Source organism: Methylobacterium sp. Leaf108 (assembly GCF_001423265.1).
Lineage (GTDB): Bacteria > Pseudomonadota > Alphaproteobacteria > Rhizobiales > Beijerinckiaceae > Methylobacterium.
Window position 1 is genome coordinate 1 of sequence record NZ_LMND01000009.1, and the last position, 23,076, is coordinate 23,076.

Below are 23,076 nucleotides of genomic sequence, written 5' to 3' on the forward strand. Positions count from 1 at the left end.
CGCCGGCCGACGCGGGTGCGGCCCCCGCAACCGTCGGGACGGCGCCAAAGGTCGCGGCAGCCGACGCTCCAACCATCAGGTCTCTCCGATTCACGTCGTAATCTGCGGATCTTCCCATCGTGGTCTCCGGGCCTGCTGTAGGGGGCGATGGCACGATGGCGGGCCATCGAAGGGGATGCCCGGGGGCGAAACGGGCACCTTTGATCGACTCTAGGGTAGCGCCTCACCCCTCGTTGATTAGTGCCGTCTCGCCACATAGGGTCATGAGCCAAAGTTATGGATCGGCGACGGCGCGGTCCCGGGCGGTGGCGCCCACCCAACCGACTGCATCGAAGAGGTCGCCGATGGCGCGCACGGACCTGACCGACCTGCTGTCCTTCGCGACGGTGTCGCGGGAAGGTAGTTTCACCCGCGCGGCGACCCGCCTGGGCGTCACGCAATCGGCCCTCAGCCATGCCCTGAAAGGACTCGAGGCCCGGCTCGGCGTACCCCTGCTGACCCGGTCCACCCGCGGTGCCATCCCGACCGAGGCGGGTGAGCGCCTGCTGCGGATCGTGGGCCCGCAGTTCGAGCAGATCGAGGTCGAGCTGTCCGCGTTGACGGAACTGCGGGACAAGCCCGCCGGCACCGTCCGCATCACGGCGCCCGAGGACGCGGCGGTCACGGTCCTATGGCCGGTCCTGGCGCGCCTGCTCCCGGATTATCCCGATGTCTCGGTCGAGGTCGTCACCGAGCAGGCCTTGACCAACATCGTGGCCGAGCGCTTCGACGCCGGCGTGCGCATCGGCGAGCATATCGAGAAGGACATGGTCGCCGTGCGGATCGGGCCGGACATGCGCATGGCCGTGGTCGGGGCGCCGGCCTACCTGAGGAAGCGCCCGAGGCCCAAGCACCCCGAGGACCTCACCGCCCACCGGTGCATCAACCTGCGCCGTCCGACCCGCGGAGGGTTCTATCCCTGGGAGTTCGAGCGGAAGGGACAGGCCCTCGCCGTGCGCGTCGAGGGGCAACTGGTGTTCACCAGCCTACGCCTGATCCGGGACGGGGCGCTCTCGGGGCTCGGGTTGGCTTACCTGCCGGAGGACCACGTCGCGCAGGACGTGGCCGAGGGCAGGTTGGTCCGTCTCCTGAAGGACTGGTGCGAGCCCTTCCCGGGCTACCACCTGTACTATCCGAGCCGCCGCCAGCCCGCCCCGGCCTTCACGGTCATCTTGGAGGCGCTCCGATACCGAGGGTGAGCGGTCGGGCGTCAGCCGACCGTCTGGCCACCGTCAACCACCATGGCGTGCCCGATCGTGAAGGCGGCGAGGTCCGAGCACAGGTACAGCACGGCGGCCGCGATCTCCTCGGGCCTGCCCATCCGTCCGACGGGTTCCTGGGCGATCACCCGTGCGATGCCGTCCGGGGTGCCGCCGGTGAAACGCTGCATCATCGGGGTATCGACGATGCCCGGGCAGATCGCGTTGATGCGAATCCCGTGCTTGGCATAGTCGAGGGCGGCGCTCCTGGTCATGCCGATCACGCCATGCTTGGTCGCGGCGTAGGCGGCCTGGCCCGCGAAGCCCCTCACGCCGGCGCCCGACGAAGTGTTGACGATGGCACCACCCCCGGCCTTCAGCAGCAGCGGGACCTGATGTTTCATGCAGAGGAACAGGCCGCGCAGGTTGATCGCGACGATGCGGTCGAAGTCCTCGTCCTCGATCTCGGCGACCGGCGCCATCGGCTGCTCGATGCCAGCGTTGTTGAAGGCGACGTCGAGCCGCCCGAAGGTCTGAATCGTCCGGTCGAGCGCCGCCTTCACGTCCCCGGCCTCGCTGACGTCGCACCGGACCGCGAGCACGCGTCCGCCGGCCTCCTCGATCAGCCGGGCGGTCTCGAGATTGCCCTCCTCGGATACGTCGGCGACCGTGACGGCGGCGCCGGCCTTCGCGAACGCCAGGGCGGTGGCGCGACCGATGCCGCTGGTCGCACCCGTCACGAAGGCGATCTTGCCGGTGAAATCATGGGCCAGGGACATCGGTTTCTCCAGGATGGGTTCGAAGGGGACTTCTAAAGCCGCTGTCGGGATCAGCGCGGCAGCGCGTAGGCGACGAGCTTGGTGCCGAGGCTGATGGCCAGCGGAGGCTTGCCGCCGGCCGCCACCACCACGAACTGGCGACCGCTCACCGGGCTTCGGTAGGTCATCGGCGTGGCGTTGCCGCCCCCGGGGAGCCGGGCCTGCCAGAGTTCGCGGCCGGTCGCGACGTCGAGGGCACGGAAGGTTCGGTCCATGCTGGCGCCGACGAAGACGAGGCCGCCGCGCGTGGTGACGGCCCCGCCGGACACCGGGGTTCCCACCGTCAGCGGCAGCATCGAGGGAATGTCGAGCGGACCGGTGTCGCGCGCCGTCCCGAGGGGCTTCGACCAGAGCAGTCGCCCGCTCGTCAGGTCCAAGGCGGCGGTCAGGCCCCAGGGCGGGGCGGTACAGGGTACGCCGAGCGGCGACATGAACAACCCGCCATAGGCACCGTAGGGCGTGTTCAGCATCGGCCGGTCGGCGTCGCCACCGGGGCTTTGGCCGTCCGAGAGCGTGAGCTGGCGCTGGTTCGCCACCTCGCGGGTCATGAGCTCGACCCGGTCGGGGAACCGCATCCAGTTGGCGATCATGATGCCCCGGTCGACATCGATGGAGGCGCTGCCCCAGTTCACGCCGCCGACCGAGCCCGGATCGATCAGGACGGGCTTGCCCAGGGTGATCGGCGTCAGGTGGCCCTCGTAGCGCGATTGCCGGAACAGGATGCGGCAGAGCATCTGGTCGAGGGGTGTCGCGCCCCACATGTCGGACTCCCGCAGGGGCGCGCCCCGGAAGGCCGGAAGGTCGAGGGAAGCGGGCTGTGTCGGCGCCAGGCGTTCGCCGGCACCGATGTCGCCCTGCGGCGCCGCCACTTCGGTGACGGGCTTGATGGGCCGACCGGTCTCGCGGTCGAGCACGAAGACCTCGCCGCGCTTGGTCGGCTGGATCAGGGCCGGGCGAACCCCGTTCGCGGTGGGCAGGTCGACGAGGGTTGGCTGCGATGGGGTGTCGTAGTCCCAGATGTCATGGTGGGTCGCCTGGAAGCTCCAGCGCAGGCGCCCCGTCTCGGCGTCGAGGGCGATGACGGCGCTGGAGACCTCCTCGTCGAACGGCCGGCGCAGGCCGCCGAAGTTGTCCGGCGTGGCGTTGCCCATCGGCAGGTAGACCAGCCCCAGCGCCTCGTCGGCGCTGATCGGCGCCCAGCTGTTGGGCGAGGACGGCGTATAGGTCTCGCCCGGGGGCGGCGCGCCGATGCGGTCGGGATGGCCGGGATCGAACGCCCAGGCGAGGTCGCCCGTGCGGGCGTCGAAGGCGCGGATCACGCCGGACGGGCCGCCCCAGAACTGGCCGTCGGGGATGCCGCCGCCGACCACCGCCTTGCCACGGATGATCTGCGGGGCCGAACTCACGTAGTACTGGCCTCTGGGATAGGCGCTGATGCCCTCGCGAAGGTCGACCCGGCCGTCCTTGCCGAAATCGGTGCAGGGCTGGCCGGTCGCCGCGTCGAGGGCGATCAGCTCCGGCGTCTGGGTCGCGGCGATGACGCGGTGCGCGCACGGGCCGGTCATGTCCGGCACGGCGTAATGGGCGACACCGCGGCAGGGCTTGCCGGAGGGCGGGGTGCCATTCGACATGTCGTGGCGCCAGCGCTCGCGGCCCGTTTCGGCGTCGAGGGCGAGCACGCGGTTGTGGCCGTCGCACAGGTAGAGGGCGTCACCGACCATGATCGGCGTCGCCTCCAGGGCGGTCGCCGGTCCGGGCGTGTCGGGGCCGGTCTCGGCCTTCCACGCGACCTCGAGCCCGCCGACGTTCTGCGGGGTCAAATCGGCGAGCGGACTGAAACGGGTGCCGCCCTGGTCGTTGCCGAAGGCTGGCCAATCCTCGCGGTCGATCCGCGCGAGCGGTTGCGCCAGGGGGCCCGGGGCACGGTCGGCGATGCCCCGGCGAAGGATGGGTTCGGCCGGTCCGTCCGGGTGGAGAAGGCCGCCTGCCGCCAGGGCGAGGATGAGCGCGCCCGCGAAGGCCGGCCAGCCCAGGGCCGCCGCCGGCCGGCGTGGCCCGGCGCGTCGCACGGCAGGAAGCAGGAGCGCCAAGCCGAGGACGAAGGGCGCGAGCAGGCGGGGCAGGAGCTGCCAGGGCTCGAAGCCCACCTCCCAGACCGCCCAGGCGGTCGTCCAGAGCAGCATCGCGGCATAGAGCCGAATGCCGCGCGGATCGCGGCGCCAGACCATGATGCCGCTCGCGAGGACAGCGACCCCGGTCAGCAGGTAGTACGGCGATCCACCGTACCAGGCCAGCGCCGCACCCCCGGCACCGAGGCCGAGCCCGACGACCATGAGGAGGGCGGTAACCGCGCGTCTCGTCCAGACCGTCACGCGGCCGTCCGGGCCTGCCGCGGGCGCCGGCAGGGACACCGTTTCGTTGGTTCTCATGGTGGTGGTTTCCGTTTTCGGATCGGGGGCCGGCGTCATCGATGAGAGAAGAGCGGCAGTGCCTTCGCGAAAGCCCGGGCATGGAAGATCGTCGAGCCCTGGCCGCCCGCGCCGTCGTTCGTGACGATGAGGAGGTCGTCCGTGCCGGGCCGCAGCGCCATGCTGGTGGAGTTCAGGTTGTGGCCGTCGTCCCGGCCCGGCAGCAGCACCTGCCCGATGGGGATGCCGTTGCGGTTGAACGCGAGGATCCGGCCCTGGCCGTAGAGGGCGACATAGATGTTTCCGTCGGAATCCACGCGCATCGAGTCGGGCGCCGGACCGGTGAACTGGTAGGCCACCGTCGTCCCGAGCGGCGTGGGCGTGGTCGCGTCGACGAGGTCGACCCGGTGCAGGAGGTTGCGGCCGAACTCGGTGATCCAAAGGGTCTTGCCGTCCGGGCTGAGCGCCACGCCGTTGGCCATGGCGAGGTTTGGCAGGACCGCCGTGACGGTCCCGAGGTCCGGCGTGACGTAGTAGGCGCCGCCCTTCGGGTCGGTGGAGGTGCCGCGGAAGTCGGTGAAGTAGAAGCCCCCCTGCGCATCGAAGACGAGGTCGTTGACCACGTGGCCCGCATCCGGGGCGATGACGGTCCGCAGATCCGATCCGTCCGGTCGCACCGAGACGATGGAGCCGCGCCTGAAGCCGCCGGTTCCGGCGGCGAAGATGCGCCCGTCCCGATGGATCGCGAGACCACCGAGGTTCAGGGCGTTGGCGGGCACGACCGTGGCGAGGCGCCTGTCGGGTGTGAGGCGCAGCACCCTTCCGGTCCCGGCATCGGTGAACAGCAGGTCCCCTGCCCGGTCGAAGGACGGTCCCTCCAGGGGGATCCCCGCCTCGGAGACCTTGAACCAGGGCTGCGCGACGACGCTTTGCAGATCGCGCTCGCCGGGTGGAATGGGCACAGGTCCGCGCGTCCGCGCGTCGTACCCCAGCGCGCCGGGCGCCTCGTCGGCCAAGGTCCCTCCGGCCGTCCCCATGAGGCAGGCCAGGACGAGGAGAGTCCGGGCGAGGACCCGCGACCTCGGGGGCTTGCCCGTCACGGGGCCGGCTCGATGGTCACCGTGACCGGTCCGGGCTGGCGGAACGCATCGGGGATGCGGCTCAGCCGGCCCAGGCGAACGAGCCCGCGCGAAGATCCGAAATCCTTGTAGAAGATCGCGAGGTTGCCCCAGGGGGCGTAATAGGTGAGGTCGCCGGGCTCCGGGTCGATGCCGGCCGGCTCGCCCAGGACCGGGAGCCGCCTCGGCAGATCGGCGATCTTTTCGGTGGCGTTGTAGTCGGTCAGCTTCAGGGTGAGTGGCAGCAGCGCCCGGAAGGCACGGGCGGCCTCGCCGGGCTCCAGGGTCGCGGTGACGGTTTCGCCGCCGAACCGGATCAGGACGCTTTCCATCGCGGGCGCCTTTCTGGTGGGAGTCGAGGGTGGCCGCCGGTCCTGGGCGGGCTCTGCGTGGACGATGGCTCCTGCGGCCAGGCTGGAGGCCAGGATCACGGTCAGGAGCGTCGCGGCGCGTGCGCTGCGTTTCATGTGAGGGCCTCCTGCCCGTGCGGGGTGGAACCGGCTTCGAGCGGCCTCTGGCGCCAGGCGAGGGTGGCGGCGAGCGCCGAGGCGCACAGCGCGACGGCGCTGACGGCGAAGGTGGCGCGGTACCCGCTCGCGTCGTAGGCGAGGCCGCCGAGGGTGGCGCCGAGCGCGATCGCCAGTTGCACCACCGCGACCAGCAGCCCGCCGCCGGCCTCGGCCTCGTCGGGAAGCGCTCGGCTTAGCCAGGTCCACCACGCCACGGGTGCCGCGGTCGCGACGAGACCCCATCCGGCGAGCAGGATGGCCGACGCCGCCGGAGAACCGCCGACCATCGTCAGGGCGACCGCGATGGCCGCCATCAGGAGGGGAATGACGATGAGGAGGCTGAAGAGGCGTGACGTCAGCAGGAATCCGATGAGGTAGCTGCCGATGAGCCCCGCCGCGCCGGTGCCGAACAGGATCAGGGAGAGCGTCGTCACGTCGACGCGCGGGACCGTCTCGAGGAACGGACGCAGATAGGTGTAGAGGGCGAACTGCCCGAGAAAGAACAGCGCCACCGACAGCATCCCGAGGGGGACCTGGCGCCGGCGCAGCACCCGGAACACCGTGCCGCCCCGGGCCGTCCGGTCGGAGGGCATCGCGGGCAGGCTCATGAAAAGCCAGGCCAGCGTCACGCACCCCAGCGGGACGACGCAGAAGAAGGCCCCGCGCCAGCCGATGTGCGCCCCGAGGAAGCTGCCCAGCGGTGCGGCCACCGTGGTCGCCAGGGCGTTGCCGCCGTTGAGGAGGCCAAGGGCGCGCGGAAGCTCGGCGGCCGGCACGAGACGCATCACCGTGGCGGTCGACATCGACCAGAAACCGCCGATGACGACGCCGACCAGCGCGCGCCCGGCCATGAAGACCACGGTGTTCGGCGCGAAGGCCACCATCAGGCCCGAGGCGATCATCAGGACGGTGAGCGCCAGCAGAACGGTGCGGCGGTCGATCCCGCGGGTGGACGACGAGATGACGAGGCTCGTCAGCACGGCGAACAGGCCGGAGACGGCGATGGCCTGGCCGGCGTGCCCTTCGGTCATCTGCAGGTCGGCGGCCAGCGGCGTCAGCAGGCTGACGGGCATGAACTCGGAGGCGATCAGCGTCCCGACGCAGAGGGTCAGGGCGAAGACGGCGCCCCATGCGCCGGCCGGTGTCTCGTGCCGGAGGGCAGCTTCGTCCGCGCAGGCTTCGTTCGGGTTCATGGGCAAGCCGCCGCTCCCAGGGTGTCGAAGGTCGAGGGTGAGATTCAGGCGCCGTACTGCCGGTCGGAGACCGTCTCCATCCAGTCGACGGGACTGCCGTTCAGCGCTTCCTGGATGGCCATGTGGCTCATCGCGGTGGTCGGGCCGGCGCCGTGCCAGTGCTTTTCGCCGGGCGGAAACCAGACCACGTCCCCGGGACGGATCTCCTCGATGGGACCGCCCTCACGCTGGACCCGACCGCAACCGGCCGTGACGACCAGCGTCTGCCCGAGCGGATGGGTGTGCCAGGCCGTGCGGGCGCCCGGCTCGAAGGTGACGAGGGCAGCGCTGGTCCGGGCGGGCTCCGTCGCGTCGAAGAGCGGATCGATGCGGACCGTACCGGTGAACCACTCGCCCGGGCCCTTGCGAGAGGGCTGCGAGCCCACGCGTCTGATGTCCATGGCCATGCTCCGTCGTATCCGATCGGCTTGCGTGTCCGGACGGCTTGGAGCCGCCTGCGATGCCGGATCGGAAGCTAGCGCTCGAGATCGGACCCGATTAGATGTTCAAATGAACATGGGGTTATGAGCAGGACTTATGGATGTTGCGCGAGAGCCTCAACGACCTGAGCGCCTTCGTCGCCGTGGCGCGGGCGGGTAGCTTCACGAAGGCGGCTGCACAGATCGGGGTGTCGCAGCCGGCCCTCAGCCAGACCGTCCGGGCGCTGGAAGCGCGCCTCGGCATACGGCTGCTCGCGCGCACGACGCGAAGCGTATCGGCGACCGAGGCCGGCCAGCGCCTTCTCAAGGCCGTGGGGCCGCGCTTCGACGAGATCGAGGCCGGCCTCGTCGATCTGGCCGAGATCCGCGGCAAGCCGGCCGGAACCATTCGGATCACCGCGGACGAGCACGCGGCGCGAACGATTCTCTGGCCCGCCCTGCGCCGGGTCCTACCCGACCACCCGGAGATCAAGGTCGAGACGATCGTCGACTACGGCCTGACCGACATCGTCGCAGAGGGCATCGACGCCGGCGTTCGGTTGGGCGGGACGGTGGCCAAGGATATGGCCGCGGTCCGGATCAGCCCCGACATGCGCATGGCAGCCGTGGCGGCGCCCTCCTACCTGGCGGATCGTCCGATTCCGCGACGACCTGAGGAGCTCACCGACCATTCCTGCATCACCCTGCGCCAGCCGACGCACGGGGGGCTCTACGCCTGGGAGTTCGAGAAAGGCGGACGGAATGTCCGCGTCTGGGTGGAGGGGCAACTCGTCTTCAACACCGTTTCCCTGATCCAGGAGGCGGCGCTCGGCGGTTTTGGGATCGCCTACCTGTCACAGGACCAGGTTCAGGCATGCCTGGACGACGGCCGACTCGTTCGGGTGTTGGATGACTGGTGCCCGCCATTCTCCGGCTATCACCTTTACTACCCGTCGCGCAGCCGGCCTTCGCCTGCGTTCGCCGTGCTGGTCGAGGCACTGCGCTACCGGTCGTGACGGAGCATCGATCCGACTGCACTCCGGCATCCGGACAGCGACTCCCGATGTGTTGGTTCAATGGTGGTTCGGCCTTCCGGCCGTCAACGCGGCCCGGTCGATGACCTGAACTTGACCCCGGCGAATTTCGACCAGGCCGCCGTCCGCCCATTCCCCGAGGAGGCGGCTGACGACCTCGCGCACGCTCCCGACGTCGGACGCGAGTTGCTGGTGCGTCTTCCAGACGATGCCGTCCGCATCGGCCTCGACCAGCAGCCGCCGGGCGAGGCGCTGCTCCAGGGGTGCGAAGGCGATTTCCTCGACGAGGTCGAAGACCGCCGACAGGAGCTTGGTGTAGTCGTCGAGGACGAAGTCCCGGAAGGCGGCGCTGTCCCGCATCAGCTGGCGGAAGGTGTCGGCCGGCAAAGCCGCCAGCTCGGTCCGCGCCTCCGCGACGCTCTGCGCCGGGAAGCCACCGCCCGACAGCAGGCACTGGGTGGTCAGGACGCAGGTGCCGCCGGCCCCGACCTTGTAGATTAGCATCTCCCGGCCGCCCTCCGACATCCGGAAGACCCTGGTCCGGCCATCGATGCACATGAGGTAATTCGCGCAAGGATCTTCGAGCTCGTAGGCGATCGCGCCCGCCTCGAGCGTGGGGAAGGCGACGGTGCCCCGCGCGAGTTGGAGATGGCTCGCGCTGAAATCCCGGACCACCGGAAAGCGCTCGATCCAGCGCTCGATCTGATGGGCGCTTTGCATGATGATCCTCCTCGGGCTGGCGGTCGTCGGTCGCCGCCATGCCCCGGTCGCCGCCATGCCCCGGTCGATGCATGAAAGTCTCGGGATCCACAGACCTCGGTGACCTGGGTCACAGACGGTTGCGAGCGCCCTCAGTACCACCGTCGGCAGACAACAAGAATCCGTTCGGGCGACATCATGGGGAAGCATAGGCTTTCCCTGGGCTCGGGCGAAGTGACCGGGAGAAACCGATGCGCCGCCTCGCCCCCCTTCTGCTTGCGTCCATCCTCCTGGCCGCCCCGGCGCACGCCGAGCAGGATCTCCTGCTCGGGGCCGACATGGGCTCGGCGGCGATGACCACGGCCGAGATGACCCGGTCCGACGTCGAGGCGATGATCGCCAAGGCCGACGGCAAGCCCATCGACCTCTCCGACAAGGCACTCGCCGGGCTCGACCTATCGGGCCTGAACCTGAAGGGCGCGAACCTGCGAACCGCCCGCCTCAACACGGCGAACCTGCGTGGCGCCGACCTGACCGGCGCGAACTTGGAGCAAGCCTGGTTCATCAAGGCCGACCTCTCCGGCGCCAAGCTCGTCGGCGCCAAGATGTTCGGCATCACCGCCCGCGACGCGAACCTCAGCGGGGCCGACCTCAGCCGCTCCATGCCCATCGGCGACTTCAGGGGCGCCAACATGGCCGGGGCGACGCTGGTCGACCTCAAGGGGGGCGCCGACATCAAGAACCAGTCCATGGGCCTGATGCGTGCCGTCTTCGTTTCGGTGAACCTGAAGGGCGCCAACCTGAAGGGGGCGAACCTCGGTCGCTCGCGCCTGGAATACGCCAACCTGACCGATGCCGACCTGACCGACGTGGTGCTGATGGGCTCCGACCTGTCGGGCGCCAACCTCACGGGCGCGACGGTCACGGGCGCGGACTTCAAGAACGTCGACGTGAGCGGCGCCCGGCTCATCTCGCTCAAGGGCCAGGACAGCACGAAGGACTGGGCGGCCCGGGTGAACGTCGACCGCGCCATCACCCAGGCCGCCGATTGAGCCGCGTTCCCTCACCCGACCCTCGACCGCGCAGACCGCGTCCAAGACCACTCGTCGCATCCGGGATCGCCCCGGCTTCGGTGGCGATCGAGAACGCTTTCGCGCGAGGTCTTTATCCGATGCCCGAGACCCGTCCCGCATGCGCGGCCGCGGATGGTCGATCCGGTCCGTGCCGGATGCGATCCCACCGGTCTCGCCCGCGAGGTCGAGCCCTCGGGCCGGACCATTCAGGATTGGGTCGCCACCGGCGAGCCGAGGGATGGTCCGGCAAGTTCAGCGCACGGCCTCGATCGCCGCCTGCGCATCTTCGTGGTCTTCCGCCGTGGCGGAGGGTTTGTCCTGCACGGCCGCTGCGTGCGGTGCGCGGCACAGGGTGACCGAGATCGGGAAATGATCGGAGCCGACGCCGTCGAGCCGCTTCAGCCCGGACAGCAGAAAATGCTCGCTGAAGAAGACGTGGTCGAGGGGCCAGCGCGCGAAGGGATAATGCGCGTGGAAAGTTGCGAAGAGGCCACGACCCTGGCGGGGATCGAGGAGGCCGCTAATGTTCTGGAACAACTGCGTCGTGCGCGACCACGCCACGTCGTTGAGGTCGCCCGCAACGATGGTGGGGCCCTCCCCCTTCTCGATCTCGCGCGCGACCATCACGAGCTCGGCGTCGCGCGGAGCGCTGCTATGGCCCGGATGCGGCGGGCGCGGGTGGATGCCGTAGAAGGTCACCGGCTCGCCGTCGCCGAGGACGAGTGTCGTGCGCAAGGAGGGCACGTCTTCCTGAAGCAGGTAGCGGATGGTGGGGTCGCGCAGGGGCAGACGTGAGAAGAACAGCAGCCCGTAGGTGTTGTCCTGCGGCTGCTCGACCCGGTGCGGATACCGCTCGCGCAGCGGCGCCATCGCCGATTGCCAGGCGGCATCGGTCTCCAGCAGGAGGATGAGGTCCGGCGATTCCCTCACGAGGAGGTCGAGGGCGCGGGCGTAGTCCCGGTTGGACTCTAGCACGTTGAGGACGAGCAGGCTCAGGTGGGCTCCGGGGTCCCCAGCCGCCGCGGCCTTCGCCTGGGTCGTGGCCAAGGGCGTGAATGGCAGGATGTGGCGGGCCTGGAGGACGAGGGCGCCGGCCATCGCCACCGCGAGGACCAGAGCGGTCGCGTCGCGGCTGACGACGAGCAGACCGACGAGGCAGGCGGCGAGGGCGACGGCGATCTGGAGCCTCGGAAAATCGAGGCTGCGGACCAGGCCGACGTTCGTCCTGATGAGGGGGAGCGCGGTCGCCAGCACCAGGAGCGCCGCGATGCCCTTCAGGGCCATGGTCAAGAAGGTCACATCCGTCTCCATCGCCGCGGTGGTGGCCCGATCCGGCGGATCGACCGGACGGCGGGTCCGACCGCGCACGGATGGCCGTCGATACCGGGCGATCGCACCCAGGCGTCGCCCCCTTCCCCGGGAATACGACGCGGACCGGACCCCCGGATGACGCAATGACGTCGGACGGAAGGCGGTTCCGGTTTCATCTGCGGCCCGCCGCCGACCACGGCGACGACGGGCCGCCCAGACCTGTTGTAATAACATTACACCCGCGTCGTCCGATCACGGGGTTCGCACTTCGCGATTGCGTCCAACGACGGCAGGCCGTTAGTGCAACACTATCACATTGCACCGAGGCGACCATGTCTTCGTCGACCACCGTCCTGACCCGCATGGTTCCTCGCCGCGTGGTTCTGGCCACCCTTCCGCTCGCGGCTTGGTCGGTCGGTGTCCACGCGCAGACGGCGGCGCCCGTGACCCTCGAGGAACTCAGCGTGACGTCGCCGAGCCCGATCCAGCCCGGACGGGGGCTCGTCTCCGGGTCGAGCTTTCCCACGGGCGTCTTTCCAGTCGTGGCCGGCACCTATTCGCCGGTCACGGTGGTGACCCGCGAGCAGATCGGCCGCGACCAGCCGCGCACCCTCGGCGACGCCCTGTCGGACCGACCCGGCATTGCGAGCTCGACCTACGCGCCGGGGGCCGCCAGCCGCCCGATCATCCGAGGCCTCGACAACGCCCGGGTGCGCATCCAGGAGAACGGTATCGTCACCGGCGACGTATCGGAGCTCGGCGAGGACCACGCGGTGCCGATCAACCCGCTGGTGTCCGACCGGATCGAGGTGATCCGCGGGCCGGCGACGCTGCGCTACGGATCGGGCGCGATCGGCGGCGTCGTGTCGGCCGAGAACAACCGCGTGCCGACCTTCATCCCGGCGGGCGGTGTGTCGGGGCAGGTCACGACCGGGTACTCCACCGTCGACAACGGGCGGCTCGGTGCCGCCACCGTCGATGCCGGCCACGACGGTATCGCGGTGCATGCCGACGGGTTCAGGACGGCCACCGATTCCTACGCGATCCCGGGGGGCATCCAGCGCAACTCCGCCACCGAGACGCAGGGCGGGTCGGTCGGCATCTCGGCCATCGGCGACCGGGGCTTTGCCGGCATCTCGTTCAGCCACTACGACGCCCTCTACCAGATCCCCGGCGGCGAGGCGGCCGAGAACCGCACCCGCCTCGATCCGCGCCAGGACAAGGTGCTGTCGCGCGGCGAGTATCGCCCGCTCGACGGACCGCTGGAGGTCATCCGCTACTGGGCCGGCTACTCGGTCTACCGCCACGACGAGCGCGGCATCGGCGGCAACGGACTCGACGGCATCCAGGCGACGTTCAAGAACCGCGAGGCCGAGGGCAGGATCGAGCTGCAGCACGTGCCCGTCACCCTCCCCTTCGGCGTCCTCACCGGGGCGCTCGGCCTCCAGAGCGGGCGGCGGGTGATCTCGACCCAGGGCGAGGCCTTCCTGCCGCCGACCGAATCGCGCTCGCACGCGCTCTACCTGTTCGAGGAACTCGCGGTCGGCAACGGGCTGCGCTTCCAGGGAGCCGGTCGCATCGAGGGCGACCGCCTCAACAGCACGGTGACGCAGTTCCCGCGCGACTACCTGCCGGTGGCGGGCGAGGATCCGGCCCAGTTCGCGCTGACCCGCCGGTTCGCGCCCAAGAGCGCCAGCTTCGGCGCGCTCCAGGACCTCCCCTACGGCTTCGTGGGCGCCGTCAACGGCTCCTACGTCGAGCGCGGCCCCACCGGCTACGAATTGTTCTCGCAGGGGCCCCACGACGCGACCGCGACCTTCGAGATCGGCGACCCGCGGCTCAAACTGGAGCGCGCACGCACGGTGGAGGTCAGCATCCGCAAGGCCGACGGGCCGCTGCGGCTCGACGCGACCGGGTACTACACCCGCTACACCGGCTTCATCTACAAGCGCGACACCGGCAACCGCTGCGACGACGACTTCGCGTCCTGCGGCAGCGGCGACGAGCTGCGCCAGATCGTCTACTCGCAGGCCAACGCCGCCTTCTACGGCGCCGAGATCGCGGCCCAGCTCGATGTGCTGCCGGTGGGCAACGGCTTTGCCGGCTTCGAGGCTCAGTACGACTTCGTGCGGGCGCAGTTCGACGACGGATCCAACGTGCCGCGCATCCCGCCCCATCGCGTCGGCGGCGGCGCCTTCCTCCGGGCGGACGGCTGGTTCGCGCGCATCAACCTGCTGCACGCCTTCGATCACCGGGAGACCGCACCGTTCGAGACCGTCACCCCCGGCTACGACGACCTGCGCGCGGAGGTGAGCTACACCAAGCCCCTGGACCCGGCGGTCTACGGGGCGCGCGAGGTTACCCTCGGCCTCCAGGGTCGCAACCTCCTGGACAGCGATATCCGCAACTCGGCCTCGTTCAAGAAAGACGAGATCCTGCTGCCCGGCCGCAACGTCCGGCTCTTCCTGACCGCGCGGTTCTGAGGAGCCCCTCCGTCCGGCGAAGGCGGACCCTCGCGGGGCGGTGGCATCGGGGCAGCGTGTCGTTGCGCGAACGTTCCGGCGAGGACCGCGTTGTCGGCCATGCTTCCTCTCGACGACCATCGTTTCGCCGACCGTCTCCGCTCCGCCATCGCCGGGATCGAGGCCACCGACATCGCCCTCGGCGTGTCGCTGGCCCGTGCCAAGGATCACCCCGGCGTGCGGGCGCTGGCGAGCGCCAGCGAGGTCGGGAGCTGGCAATCGCTCCTCGCCCTGTCCGTGGGCACCCTGGCGTTCGGGCTCGCCTCGAGGGATCGGCGCCTGGCCGCGGCCGGCCGCCAGATGCTCGTGAGCGGCGTCTTGGCCAGCGTCGTCAAGACGAGCGTGAAGCGGGTCGTCCACCGCACCCGGCCCAACGTGCTGATGGACACGGGGCGCTACCAGAAGGGGTGGCTCGGCCCGAACGTCGGGCCCTGGCAGTCGTTTCCCTCGGGCCATTCCGCGCTGAGCGTCGCCGTGGCCAGGGCGGTGGGCCGTGCCTATCCGGAGGTCCGTACCCCGGCCTATGCGGCCGCGGCCGGGATCGTGGCCGTCCAGATGCTCCGGGGCGCCCATTTCCCGTCCGACGTGGTGGTCGGCTCGCTCATCGGAATCGCCGCGGAGGCGACCGCCGACGCGATCTGCGGGAGCCCCCGGCCGGCCGATCCCAGGCGGTAACCGGACCGGGTTCGCCCAGCGACAGACCGTCCGTCCACGATCAGCTGCGCAGGCCCGGCGCCTCCTGGCCGGTACGGGCCACGTATTCGGTGTAGCCGCCGCCGTACTGGTGGATGCCCTCCGGGGTCACCTCGAGAACGCGATTGGAGAGGGCGGCCAGGAAGTGGCGGTCGTGGCTGACGAACAGCATGGTGCCCTCGAAGCCGGAGAGCGCCGCGATCAGCATCTCCTTCGTGCCCATGTCGAGGTGGTTGGTGGGCTCGTCGAGGACGAGAAAGTTCGGCGGATCGAACAGCATCTTGGCCATCACCAGCCGGGCTTTCTCGCCCCCCGACAGCACCCGGCATCGCTTCTCGACGTCGTCGCCGGAAAACCCGAAGCAGCCGGCGAGCGCCCGCAGCGACCCCTGCCCGGCCTGCGGGAACGACCGCTCCAGGTCCTGGAACACCGTCAGCTCGCCGCCGAGCAGGTCCATCGCATGCTGGGCGAAGTAGCCCAGCTTGACGCTGCCGCCCAGCGCCACCGCGCCGTCGTCGGGCTGCGTCGCGCCGGTGACCAGCTTCAGGAGCGTCGACTTGCCCGCACCGTTGATCCCCATCACGCACCAACGCTCCCGGCGCCGGATCGAGAAGTCGAGTCCCTCGTAGATCGTGCGGGCGCCGTAGCGCTTGTGGACGTTCCGGAGCATCGCGACGTCGTCGCCCGAGCGCGGCGCGGGCTGGAACTCGAACGCCACCGATTGCCGGCGCCGGGGCGGCTCGACCCGCTCGATCTTGTCGAGCTTCTTCACCCGGCTCTGGACCTGGGCGGCGTGGCTGGCGCGCGCCTTGAATCGCTCGATGAACTTGATCTCCTTGGCGAGCATCGCCTGCTGGCGCTCGAACTGCGCCTGCTGGTGGGTCTCGTTGAGCGCCCGCTGCTGCTCGTAGAAGGCATAGTCGCCCGAGAAGGACGTCAGCGTGCCGCCGTCGATCTCCACGATCTTCGTGACGATGCGGTTCATGAACTCGCGGTCGTGCGAGGTCATCAGGAGCGCGCCCTCGTAGCCCTTGAGGAAGGATTCGAGCCAGATCAGGCTCTCGAGGTCGAGGTGGTTGGAGGGCTCGTCGAGCAGCATCACGTCCGGGTTCATGAGGAGGATGCGGGCCAGCGCCACGCGCATCTTCCAGCCGCCCGACAGCTTGCCGACGTCGCCGTCCATCATCTCCTGGCTGAAGCTCAGGCCCGCCAGCACCTCGTAGGCCCGGCCCTCCAGGGCGTAGCCGTCGAGCTCCTCGAAACGGGCCTGGACCTCGCCGTAGCGTTCGACCAGGGCATCCATCTCGTCGATCCGGTCGGGATCGGCGAGGCCCGCCTCCAACGCCTTCAGCTCCTTGGCGACGGCGCTCACCGGCCCGGCGCCGTCCATCACCGCCGAGACCACCGAACAGCCGGACATCTCCCCAACGTCCTGGCTGAAATAGCCGATGGTGATGCCCTTGTCGGTGGCGACCTGGCCCTCGTCGGGCTCCTCCTCGCCGGTGATCATCCGGAACAGCGTGGTCTTGCCGGCGCCGTTGGGGCCCACGAGCCCGACCTTCTCCCCCTTCTGGAGAGCGGCGGACGCCTCGATGAAGACGATCTGCCGGCCGTTCTGCTTGCCGATTTTCTCAAGACGGATCATGCGCGCGATGGACCCCGGGACTGCCCAGCGCCCTTACGGCATGGATGACCGCAGTGGAAGGGACGGGCCCTGGCCGGGGCCGCTCTCCCTCGGTGCGTCAGGCGGCGATGCGCGGCTTGTTAGGCAGCGATGCGCGGCTTGTCAGGCGGCGATGCGCGGCTTGGCCTTGACCGTGACGTGATCGGCGCCGGTCACGGTCGCAGGGCCGCCGCGGCGCGCCTGCAGGGTGCCGCCCTTGGGCACCACCAGCCAGCCGTCGCGGCAGCCGTCGATGGGTTCGGAGACGACGATGAGGCCGGTCTCGGTTTCCCGATAGTAAAGGCTCGGAGGCCGGCCGTCGCAGGCCCAGCGGTAGGCGGTGATCGTATCGCCGTCCGTCACCACCGCGGTGAAGCGCAGCGGCTCGTCAACGCCGGCCGCCTGCATCAGGTCGCGGACCGTGGAGAGCGTCTGGGCCATCGCCCCGACAGGGTCCTCGGCCAGCCCGTTGGCGAGAGCCAGCAGGAAGATCGCTTCGGAATCGGTGGTGCCGCGCCGCATGTCGTAGAGCGCGTCGGGGATCAGGGCCTCGATCCGTCGCTTGATCCGCGCATAGCCGCCGATCTGGCCGTTGTGCATGAAGAGGTGGGTGCCGTGCGCGAAGGGATGGCAGTTCGCCCGCGTCGTCGCCGTACCGGTCGAGGCACGGACGTGCGCGAAGAAGGTGCGGGCGCGGACCTGTTGGCACAGGTTGACGAGGTTCTCGTCCGACCACGCCGGGCAGACGTCGCGGTAGAGGCCCGGATCGGCCCGCTCGCCGTACCAGCCGATGCCGAAGCCGTCGCCGTTGGTCTCGGTCTTGGCCTCGGCCGCATGGAGCGACTGGTGCACCAGGGAATGCGTCGGCGCGCAGACCAGATCCGTGAGGAAGACCGGTTCACCGCTGTAGGCGAGAAAGCGGCACATCGCTCGTTATGACCCCTCGCGTTCGTGGCGGTCCCGTCCGTCGAGCAGGACTTGAGATGAGGCGAAACCGAGATTTCGCAGGACCTTGCCTGCCGGCGGCATCGGTACGAAGCAGGACTTGCGCCGTTTGGAGGCCGCGCGGCCGTCATCGATCCGCAACAATCCCTTTTGCGTGGTGAACGGGTCGTTAATGCGGCGCCACGGGACTCTTCGCACCTTTCTTTCGTGGGCGGCTGTGGCGCGAAACGGGCTCGGCGGACCGGCCGTGGCCTCGCGCACTGCGCCGGCCGCATGGCCGGAGCCCGCCCCGGACCCTTGCGGCCGGACCCGTTGCAGCCCAGCATCGGTCATCGAAAATGATTCGCGCCGCCCTCCGCGGTGGTCCCGTTTCCTCTTGACGACATCTCCTGACGAAAGCGCCAGCCTATGGACCGTACCCGCTCGGACTGCCCCGTCGCCCTCGTGGTGGAGGACGACGCCGCCCTTCGCCACCTCGCCACCGCAGTCCTGGAGGAGACCGACCTCGACGTGATCGCCTGCTCGTCCGCAGAGGCGGCCATCGCCGTCCTCGAGCGGGCCGACGTCAACGTCGCGCTGCTGTTCGCCGACATCCGCCTGAACGGGGCGATGGACGGTTTCGCCCTCGCCAACACCGTCGAGAGCCGCTGGCCGGACGTGCGGGTGGTCATGACCTCCGGTTACGATTCGAGCCGCGACGAACGCCTGTCCAATCAGGTCGTCTACCTGCAGAAGCCCTGGCGGGTGCTCGACGTGCTGGTGCAGGCCGAGCATGCCTCCCTGGCCGCCAAGGCCGCGTGATCGGCCGCCCGATCGGGTGCGGGGCCTTGCATCCGGGACCGTCAGGCCATTCATGAGCCTCGCGTTCGCTCATCGAGAGCGGCGCCAGCCATGAGCCGAGGGACGACGATCCGATGCGATTCACCGGGACCGACGCCTACGTCGCCACGACGGACCTGACCGTGGCGGTGAACGCCGCCATCGTCCTGGAGCGTCCACTTCTCGTAAAGGGGGAGCCCGGCACCGGAAAGACCGTCCTCGCCGAGGAGATCGCCAGGGGGCTCGGTGCGTCGCTCCTGACCTGGAACGTCAAATCGACCACCAAGGCCCAGCAGGGCCTCTACGAATACGACGCCGTCTCCCGGCTGCGGGACTCGCAGCTCGGCGACCCGCGGGTGTCGGACATCGGGCACTACATCCGCCGCGGCAAGCTGTGGGAGGCGTTCACCGCTCCCGAACGCCCGGTGCTGCTCATCGACGAGATCGACAAGGCCGACATCGAGTTCCCGAACGATCTCCTCACCGAACTCGATCGGATGGAGTTCTTCGTCTACGAGACCGGCCAGATCGTGAAGGCCGAGCGGCGCCCGATCGTCATCATCACCTCCAACAACGAGAAGGAACTGCCGGATGCCTTCCTGCGCCGGTGCTTCTTCCACTACATCGCCTTCCCGGACGCGCAGACGCTCCAGGCCATCGTCGACGTGCATTATCCCGGCATCAAGCCGCGGCTGGTGGCCGAGGCGCTCAAGGTCTTCCTCGCTGTCCGCGAGACGCCCGGCCTCAAGAAGAAGCCCTCGACCTCAGAACTGCTCGACTGGCTCAAGCTCCTGGTCTCCGAGGACATCGACCTCGAGACGGTGCGCGAGCGCGACCCGCGCAAGCTGATCCCGCCCCTGCACGGCGCGCTCCTGAAGAACGAGCAGGACGTCAGCCTGTTCGAGAAGCTGGCCTTCATGATGCGGCGGGAGGGACGGGGCGGTTGAGACATGCGTCGCTGGTCATAGCGATGGGAGGGGGTATGATGGCGATCGCCGAGACCTGCCGGACACGAGGAGACCGGTCGTGACGATGGAAAACGAGCCGGTGACGGTCGCGTTCTCGGAGATGATCGCATCGCAGATTCGATCCGCCGTCGACGCCGGCGAGTACCGATCTCAGAGCGACGTGATTCAGGATGCCTTGAGGCTCTGGTCGGAGAACCGCGCCATGTCGACCGAACATGACAGCGGGAGCCTAAGGCAGGCCTGGGACGCAGGAAAATCCGGCGACCTCTCGGGAGCCCTGGATTTCAGCGCATTGCGCCAGGAAGCACGCGGACGCCTGAAAGCCAGGACCATCGGCCCGGATTTGGCCAGCGACGACCCCCAGCATGCCGGCTAGGATCGTGTGGTCCGATCTCGCCAAGCAGGATCTCCTTGATCACTACGTGGCGATCGGTGCCGAAAACCCTGCGGCTGCCGAGCGTCTTTACGATCGGATCGAACAACGGGTCGGCCAACGCGCCGACCATCCGCGGATCGGCCCGCGACGGCCCGATATCCGACCTTCGGCCCGCGTCCTCGTCGAACCACCCCTTCTGATCCTCTACGAGACCTACCCCGATCACGATGAGGGGGACATTTCTTCGGTCGAGATCGTCAGGATCGTCCATGGGCGGCGGGACCTCGCGGCTCTGTTGTGAGACGTTCGCTGTCGATCCGAACGCGGCGGACCACATACGCCCAATGGGCCTTCCGCCGACGCTGGCAGGCTGCAAGAGAGGTCCCATGAAAACCAGAAAACTCGGCCGCACCGGCCTCGACGTCTCACCGCTGTGCCTCGGCTGCATGACCTACGGCATCCCGGAGCGCGGTCCCCATGCCTGGACCCTGCGTGAGGACCAGAGCCGCCCTCTGATCCGCAAGGCGCTCGACCTCGGGATCAATTTCTTCGACACGGCCAACTACTACTCCGACGGCACCAGCGAGGAGATCGTCGGACGGGCCCTGAAGGACTTCGCCGATCGCGATGCGATCGTGCTGGCGACGAAATGCTTCTTTCCGCTGACGAGCCAGCCCAACGCCGGCGGGCTCTCGCGAAAGGCGATCTTCGCGGCCATCGACGCGAGCCTGGAACGCCTCGGGACCGACTACGTCGATCTCTACCAGATCCATCGCTGGGACTACGAGACGCCGATCGAGGTGACGCTGGAAGCGCTCGACGACGTGGTCAAGGCCGGCAAGGCCCTGCACATCGGTGCCTCCTCGATGTTCGCCTGGCAGTTCGCCAAGTCGCTGTTCACGGCGGACATGAACGGCTGGACCCGTTTCGCGACCATGCAGGACCACTACAACCTGCTGCACCGGGAGGAGGAACGCGAGATGATGCCGCTCTGTGCCGACCAGGGAGTGGCGATCCTGCCCTGGAGCCCATTGGCGAGAGGCCGCCTCACGCGCGACTGGGACGAGACCAGCCCGCGCCAGGACACCGACGAGGTCGGGCGCAAGCTCTACGCCTCGGCCGAGGAGGCCGACCGCGCCGTCGTCGCCGAGGTCGCGCGGATCGCAGGCGAGCGGGGCGTGCCGCGGGCGCAGGTGGCGCTCGCCTGGGTGGCGGGCAAGCCGGGCGTCTGCGCCCCGATCATCGGGGCCTCGAAGCCTCACCACCTCGACGACGCGGTGGCCTCACTCTCCCTCGACCTCACGGACTCCGAGGTCGCGGCCCTGGAGTCCCGCTACGTGCCACACCCGGTCGTGGGGTATCAGTAGTGGCACAGACCCGGATGCCTTCGCCGGACGCCGGGGCCCTTCGCCTCGTCCTCCTGCGCCATGCCAAGTCCGACCATCCCGCCGGCGTCGCCGACCTCGACCGGCCGCTCAACGACCGCGGGAAGCGGGCCGCCCCGCTGATCGGTGCCCATCTCGCCGAGGCCGGCTTGATACCCGATCGTGTCCTGCTGTCGCCCTCGCAGCGCACCCGTGAAACCTGGAAGGCCGTGGCCGACGCCCTGGGACGGCCGCCGTGCGAGATCGCAGACGGCATCTACGAGGCGCCCGCGGGCTCCCTCCTGCGGGTGATCCGGTCGGCACCGGACGAGGCCCGCACCCTTCTCGTGATCGGGCACAATCCCGGCCTTCAGGATCTCGGGACGCAGCTGGCGGGCGCAGGCGAGGCTGCGCTGTGCCAGCGGCTGGCGGTGGAGTTTCCGACGGCCGCCTACGCCGTCATCGCCTTCGACGCTGACGCATGGCGCGAGATCGGCACCGGCACCGGACGCCTCGTGAGCTTCGTCCGGCCCCGCGACCTGACCGAGGCGGCGGACGCTTGAACCCTTCGCGGGGCCCAGCCGTTTCAAGGAGCCGCGCCCTGACGGTCCACCGCCCGTGCTCCTGACCGCTATCGTGATCGCCACCACCCTCCTGCCCCGGGTCGAGCCGGGGATCGAGGCATTGCGCCGCCGGGCCGGCGATGCCGCCGGCATGCTCGCACTGCCCGGACCGGCACCCGAACCCCCGAGCCGCTTCATGGCCGATGCGCGGGCGGTGTCGAACTGGCGGGCCGAGGCGGGCGGGGCTTTGCGCCCACTCTCCCTGGCGATGGTGGCCCGCCACGCGCCCAACCCGCCGGCCTTCGTCGCCCGCTGCGTCAAGCTCAACAACTACTGGTGCATCAAGAGCGCGCGCTGGAACGGCGAGATCGGGGCGGATGCCGAGGGCCATACCGGCTTCGCCGATGCCGCGTCGGGGGCGGATGCGGCCGCGCAGCTGCTGCGCCGTTACTACCGCGACCTCGGCCGTCAAAGCGCGCTCGCCATCGTGCGGCGCTGGGCGCCGGCGGAATGCCGCTCGCCGTCGGCCTCGCGTGGCCCGAGCGCGGCGGCGGCGGGAGTTTCCCCCGACATCGCGCCGCTGGGCTTGCGCAAGACGGTGCGCGCGCGCTTCCTCGCCCGCAATGCCCCCGGCGGCGGACCCAAGCGCGCCTCCGGGGGGACACCGGGACTGCGCGTCCAGCCCTGGTCGGCCCGCGCATTGATGGCACGGGCCGGCAGGGCCGCGCCGCCGCCGCGGATCCAGGTGGCGAGCCGCACGCCCGAGGCCGTCTCCGACGGCGCGCCGCCGCGCCCGACCCCCGGCCTGCTGGTGAGGCCATCGGTGATCGTCGCAAGACCCTCGGTCCTGCTGGTGAGACCGTCCGAGATCCTCGTGAAGCCTTCGCCGGTGACGGGTCGCCCTGCCGCCGCCGTACAGTCCCGGCCTCGACCGGCGGCGCGTGCGGCCACTTCCCTGGCGGATCGGCTCGCCGCGGAATCGGCGGCGCTGCCCGTCATTGCCGCGGGCCTGCCCGGCATTCCGCTCCTCGACCTGCGCGTCCCCGCCCCCCTGTGCTCCAACGACGAGACCCGCATCCGCAACTATGCCGGCCGCATCGCGGCGAGCGTCGGGGTGAAGCCCGACGACGACCTGCGCCTGTTCGATGGCGACGGCCGGCCGACGCCGAATCTCGCGCCCGTCATGCTGGCGATGTCGGCGGTCGAACTCGGCACCCTCAAGGCCGGCCCCGACTTGGTGGCAGCGGCGATCGCGCGGCTGTCGCAGCGCCTGGCCGATGCGACGCCGGCCGCCGGACCGTGAC

Annotated in this window: 22 protein-coding genes; 12 read left to right on the forward strand and 10 right to left on the reverse strand. The window is 69.8% G+C overall.

What is annotated here, in order from left to right; translation table 11 throughout:
* Window positions 1-344 precede the first annotated feature (344 nt).
* Window positions 345-1,238 (forward strand): LysR family transcriptional regulator, encoded by an 894-nt coding sequence (locus ASF39_RS07425; RefSeq protein WP_056282355.1) that lies wholly within the window; start codon window positions 345-347, stop codon window positions 1,236-1,238.
* Between the two features lie 11 nt (window positions 1,239-1,249).
* Here the strand turns inward: ASF39_RS07425 and ASF39_RS07430 are convergent, their stop codons facing one another.
* The 6 genes from ASF39_RS07430 to ASF39_RS07455 are packed head-to-tail and all read right to left on the reverse strand — an operon-like array spanning window position 1,250 to window position 7,724.
* Complete coding sequence (locus ASF39_RS07430) at window positions 1,250-2,017, reverse strand: SDR family oxidoreductase (RefSeq protein ID WP_056282358.1); 768 nt, start codon at window positions 2,015-2,017, stop codon at window positions 1,250-1,252.
* Window positions 2,018-2,067: 50 nt separating this feature from the next.
* Window positions 2,068-4,485 (reverse strand): membrane-bound PQQ-dependent dehydrogenase, glucose/quinate/shikimate family, encoded by a 2,418-nt coding sequence (locus tag ASF39_RS07435; RefSeq protein ID WP_082494426.1) that lies wholly within the window; start codon window positions 4,483-4,485, stop codon window positions 2,068-2,070.
* Window positions 4,486-4,520: 35 nt separating this feature from the next.
* Window positions 4,521-5,564, reverse strand: a complete 1,044-nt coding sequence (locus ASF39_RS07440) for an SMP-30/gluconolactonase/LRE family protein (RefSeq protein WP_056282361.1) — start codon at window positions 5,562-5,564, stop codon at window positions 4,521-4,523.
* Window positions 5,561-6,049: a cyclophilin-like fold protein gene (locus ASF39_RS07445; protein ID WP_244472306.1), complete on the reverse strand. Its 489-nt coding sequence runs from the start codon at window positions 6,047-6,049 to the stop codon at window positions 5,561-5,563. Before ASF39_RS07445 ends, ASF39_RS07440 begins: the two co-directional genes overlap by 4 nt.
* Window positions 6,046-7,284 (reverse strand): MFS transporter, encoded by a 1,239-nt coding sequence (locus tag ASF39_RS07450; RefSeq protein WP_056282364.1) that lies wholly within the window; start codon window positions 7,282-7,284, stop codon window positions 6,046-6,048. The genes ASF39_RS07445 and ASF39_RS07450 overlap by 4 nt, the downstream gene beginning before the upstream one ends.
* Before the next feature lie 44 nt (window positions 7,285-7,328).
* A complete protein-coding gene (locus ASF39_RS07455) occupies window positions 7,329-7,724 on the reverse strand; it encodes a cupin domain-containing protein (RefSeq protein WP_055883147.1) in 396 nt (131 codons plus the stop codon).
* Between the two features lie 140 nt (window positions 7,725-7,864).
* Here ASF39_RS07455 and ASF39_RS07460 point away from each other — a divergent pair, with 140 nt between their 5' ends.
* Window positions 7,865-8,758, forward strand: a complete 894-nt coding sequence (locus tag ASF39_RS07460; RefSeq protein WP_056282367.1) for a LysR family transcriptional regulator — start codon at window positions 7,865-7,867, stop codon at window positions 8,756-8,758.
* A gap of 57 nt (window positions 8,759-8,815) precedes the next feature.
* Here the strand turns inward: ASF39_RS07460 and ASF39_RS07465 are convergent, their stop codons facing one another.
* Window positions 8,816-9,496, reverse strand: coding sequence for a Crp/Fnr family transcriptional regulator (locus ASF39_RS07465; protein WP_056282370.1), 681 nt, complete (start codon window positions 9,494-9,496; stop codon window positions 8,816-8,818).
* 230 nt (window positions 9,497-9,726) lie between these two features.
* Here ASF39_RS07465 and ASF39_RS07470 point away from each other — a divergent pair, with 230 nt between their 5' ends.
* Entirely contained in the window at window positions 9,727-10,527 is an 801-nt protein-coding gene (locus ASF39_RS07470) for a pentapeptide repeat-containing protein (RefSeq protein ID WP_056282372.1), read from the forward strand.
* Window positions 10,528-10,800: 273 nt separating this feature from the next.
* Here ASF39_RS07470 and ASF39_RS07475 read toward each other — a convergent pair whose 3' ends face one another.
* Window positions 10,801-11,847 (reverse strand): endonuclease/exonuclease/phosphatase family protein, encoded by a 1,047-nt coding sequence (locus tag ASF39_RS07475; RefSeq protein WP_244472307.1) that lies wholly within the window; start codon window positions 11,845-11,847, stop codon window positions 10,801-10,803.
* A 344-nt stretch (window positions 11,848-12,191) separates the two neighbouring features.
* Between ASF39_RS07475 and ASF39_RS07480 the strand changes: the two genes are divergently transcribed.
* Both ASF39_RS07480 and ASF39_RS07485 read left to right on the forward strand, forming a co-directional pair.
* On the forward strand, window positions 12,192-14,342 hold the full coding sequence (locus tag ASF39_RS07480; RefSeq protein ID WP_244472308.1) for a TonB-dependent receptor: 2,151 nt from the start codon (window positions 12,192-12,194) through the stop codon (window positions 14,340-14,342).
* Between the two features lie 99 nt (window positions 14,343-14,441).
* On the forward strand, window positions 14,442-15,056 hold the full coding sequence (locus ASF39_RS07485) for a phosphatase PAP2 family protein (RefSeq protein WP_056282374.1): 615 nt from the start codon (window positions 14,442-14,444) through the stop codon (window positions 15,054-15,056).
* A 40-nt stretch (window positions 15,057-15,096) separates the two neighbouring features.
* Here the strand turns inward: ASF39_RS07485 and abc-f are convergent, their stop codons facing one another.
* Both abc-f and ASF39_RS07495 read right to left on the reverse strand, forming a co-directional pair.
* A complete protein-coding gene (abc-f, locus tag ASF39_RS07490) occupies window positions 15,097-16,719 on the reverse strand; it encodes a ribosomal protection-like ABC-F family protein (RefSeq protein WP_056282378.1) in 1,623 nt (540 codons plus the stop codon).
* A 141-nt stretch (window positions 16,720-16,860) separates the two neighbouring features.
* Window positions 16,861-17,664: a class II glutamine amidotransferase gene (locus ASF39_RS07495; RefSeq protein WP_056282381.1), complete on the reverse strand. Its 804-nt coding sequence runs from the start codon at window positions 17,662-17,664 to the stop codon at window positions 16,861-16,863.
* Window positions 17,665-18,090: 426 nt separating this feature from the next.
* On the opposite strand from ASF39_RS07495, the gene ASF39_RS07500 reads away from it, so the two are divergent.
* The 7 genes from ASF39_RS07500 (at window position 18,091) to ASF39_RS07530 (ending at window position 23,075) form a co-directional block, all read left to right on the forward strand.
* Entirely contained in the window at window positions 18,091-18,483 is a 393-nt protein-coding gene (locus ASF39_RS07500; RefSeq protein ID WP_055883131.1) for a response regulator, read from the forward strand.
* A gap of 113 nt (window positions 18,484-18,596) precedes the next feature.
* The gene (locus tag ASF39_RS07505) at window positions 18,597-19,448 is read left to right on the forward strand and encodes a MoxR family ATPase (RefSeq protein ID WP_056282384.1); all 852 of its coding nucleotides are present in this window, start codon (window positions 18,597-18,599) and stop codon (window positions 19,446-19,448) included.
* 85 nt (window positions 19,449-19,533) lie between these two features.
* A complete protein-coding gene (locus ASF39_RS07510) occupies window positions 19,534-19,845 on the forward strand; it encodes a type II toxin-antitoxin system ParD family antitoxin (protein ID WP_056282480.1) in 312 nt (103 codons plus the stop codon).
* A 4-nt stretch (window positions 19,846-19,849) separates the two neighbouring features.
* Window positions 19,850-20,146, forward strand: a complete 297-nt coding sequence (locus ASF39_RS07515; protein ID WP_348271512.1) for a type II toxin-antitoxin system RelE/ParE family toxin — start codon at window positions 19,850-19,852, stop codon at window positions 20,144-20,146.
* 85 nt (window positions 20,147-20,231) lie between these two features.
* Window positions 20,232-21,212: an aldo/keto reductase gene (locus tag ASF39_RS07520; RefSeq protein ID WP_056282391.1), complete on the forward strand. Its 981-nt coding sequence runs from the start codon at window positions 20,232-20,234 to the stop codon at window positions 21,210-21,212.
* A 14-nt stretch (window positions 21,213-21,226) separates the two neighbouring features.
* On the forward strand, window positions 21,227-21,772 hold the full coding sequence (locus ASF39_RS07525; protein WP_056282393.1) for a histidine phosphatase family protein: 546 nt from the start codon (window positions 21,227-21,229) through the stop codon (window positions 21,770-21,772).
* A 55-nt stretch (window positions 21,773-21,827) separates the two neighbouring features.
* Window positions 21,828-23,075 carry a hypothetical protein gene (locus ASF39_RS07530; protein ID WP_056282396.1) on the forward strand — a complete coding sequence of 416 codons (1,248 nt, stop codon included), beginning with the start codon at window positions 21,828-21,830 and terminating at the stop codon, window positions 23,073-23,075.
* The last annotated feature ends 1 nt before the right edge of the window (window position 23,076 follow it).

Coding starts and splice junctions, on each gene's coding strand:
- ASF39_RS07455 (WP_055883147.1), bottom strand. CDS start 7,724: ATGGACATCAGACGCGTGGGCTCGCAGCCCTCTCGCAAGGGCCCGGGC.
- ASF39_RS07505 (WP_056282384.1), top strand. CDS start 18,597: ATGCGATTCACCGGGACCGACGCCTACGTCGCCACGACGGACCTGACC.
- abc-f (WP_056282378.1), bottom strand. CDS start 16,719: ATGATCCGTCTTGAGAAAATCGGCAAGCAGAACGGCCGGCAGATCGTC.
- ASF39_RS07465 (WP_056282370.1), bottom strand. CDS start 9,496: ATGCAAAGCGCCCATCAGATCGAGCGCTGGATCGAGCGCTTTCCGGTG.
- ASF39_RS07525 (WP_056282393.1), top strand. CDS start 21,227: ATGCCTTCGCCGGACGCCGGGGCCCTTCGCCTCGTCCTCCTGCGCCAT.
- ASF39_RS07425 (WP_056282355.1), top strand. CDS start 345: ATGGCGCGCACGGACCTGACCGACCTGCTGTCCTTCGCGACGGTGTCG.
- ASF39_RS07520 (WP_056282391.1), top strand. CDS start 20,232: ATGAAAACCAGAAAACTCGGCCGCACCGGCCTCGACGTCTCACCGCTG.
- ASF39_RS07500 (WP_055883131.1), top strand. CDS start 18,091: ATGGACCGTACCCGCTCGGACTGCCCCGTCGCCCTCGTGGTGGAGGAC.
- ASF39_RS07510 (WP_056282480.1), top strand. CDS start 19,534: ATGGAAAACGAGCCGGTGACGGTCGCGTTCTCGGAGATGATCGCATCG.
- ASF39_RS07435 (WP_082494426.1), bottom strand. CDS start 4,485: ATGAGAACCAACGAAACGGTGTCCCTGCCGGCGCCCGCGGCAGGCCCG.
- ASF39_RS07470 (WP_056282372.1), top strand. CDS start 9,727: ATGCGCCGCCTCGCCCCCCTTCTGCTTGCGTCCATCCTCCTGGCCGCC.
- ASF39_RS07485 (WP_056282374.1), top strand. CDS start 14,442: ATGCTTCCTCTCGACGACCATCGTTTCGCCGACCGTCTCCGCTCCGCC.
- ASF39_RS07445 (WP_244472306.1), bottom strand. CDS start 6,049: ATGAAACGCAGCGCACGCGCCGCGACGCTCCTGACCGTGATCCTGGCC.
- ASF39_RS07495 (WP_056282381.1), bottom strand. CDS start 17,664: ATGTGCCGCTTTCTCGCCTACAGCGGTGAACCGGTCTTCCTCACGGAT.
- ASF39_RS07460 (WP_056282367.1), top strand. CDS start 7,865: ATGTTGCGCGAGAGCCTCAACGACCTGAGCGCCTTCGTCGCCGTGGCG.
- ASF39_RS07430 (WP_056282358.1), bottom strand. CDS start 2,017: ATGTCCCTGGCCCATGATTTCACCGGCAAGATCGCCTTCGTGACGGGT.
- ASF39_RS07450 (WP_056282364.1), bottom strand. CDS start 7,284: ATGAACCCGAACGAAGCCTGCGCGGACGAAGCTGCCCTCCGGCACGAG.
- ASF39_RS07480 (WP_244472308.1), top strand. CDS start 12,192: ATGTCTTCGTCGACCACCGTCCTGACCCGCATGGTTCCTCGCCGCGTG.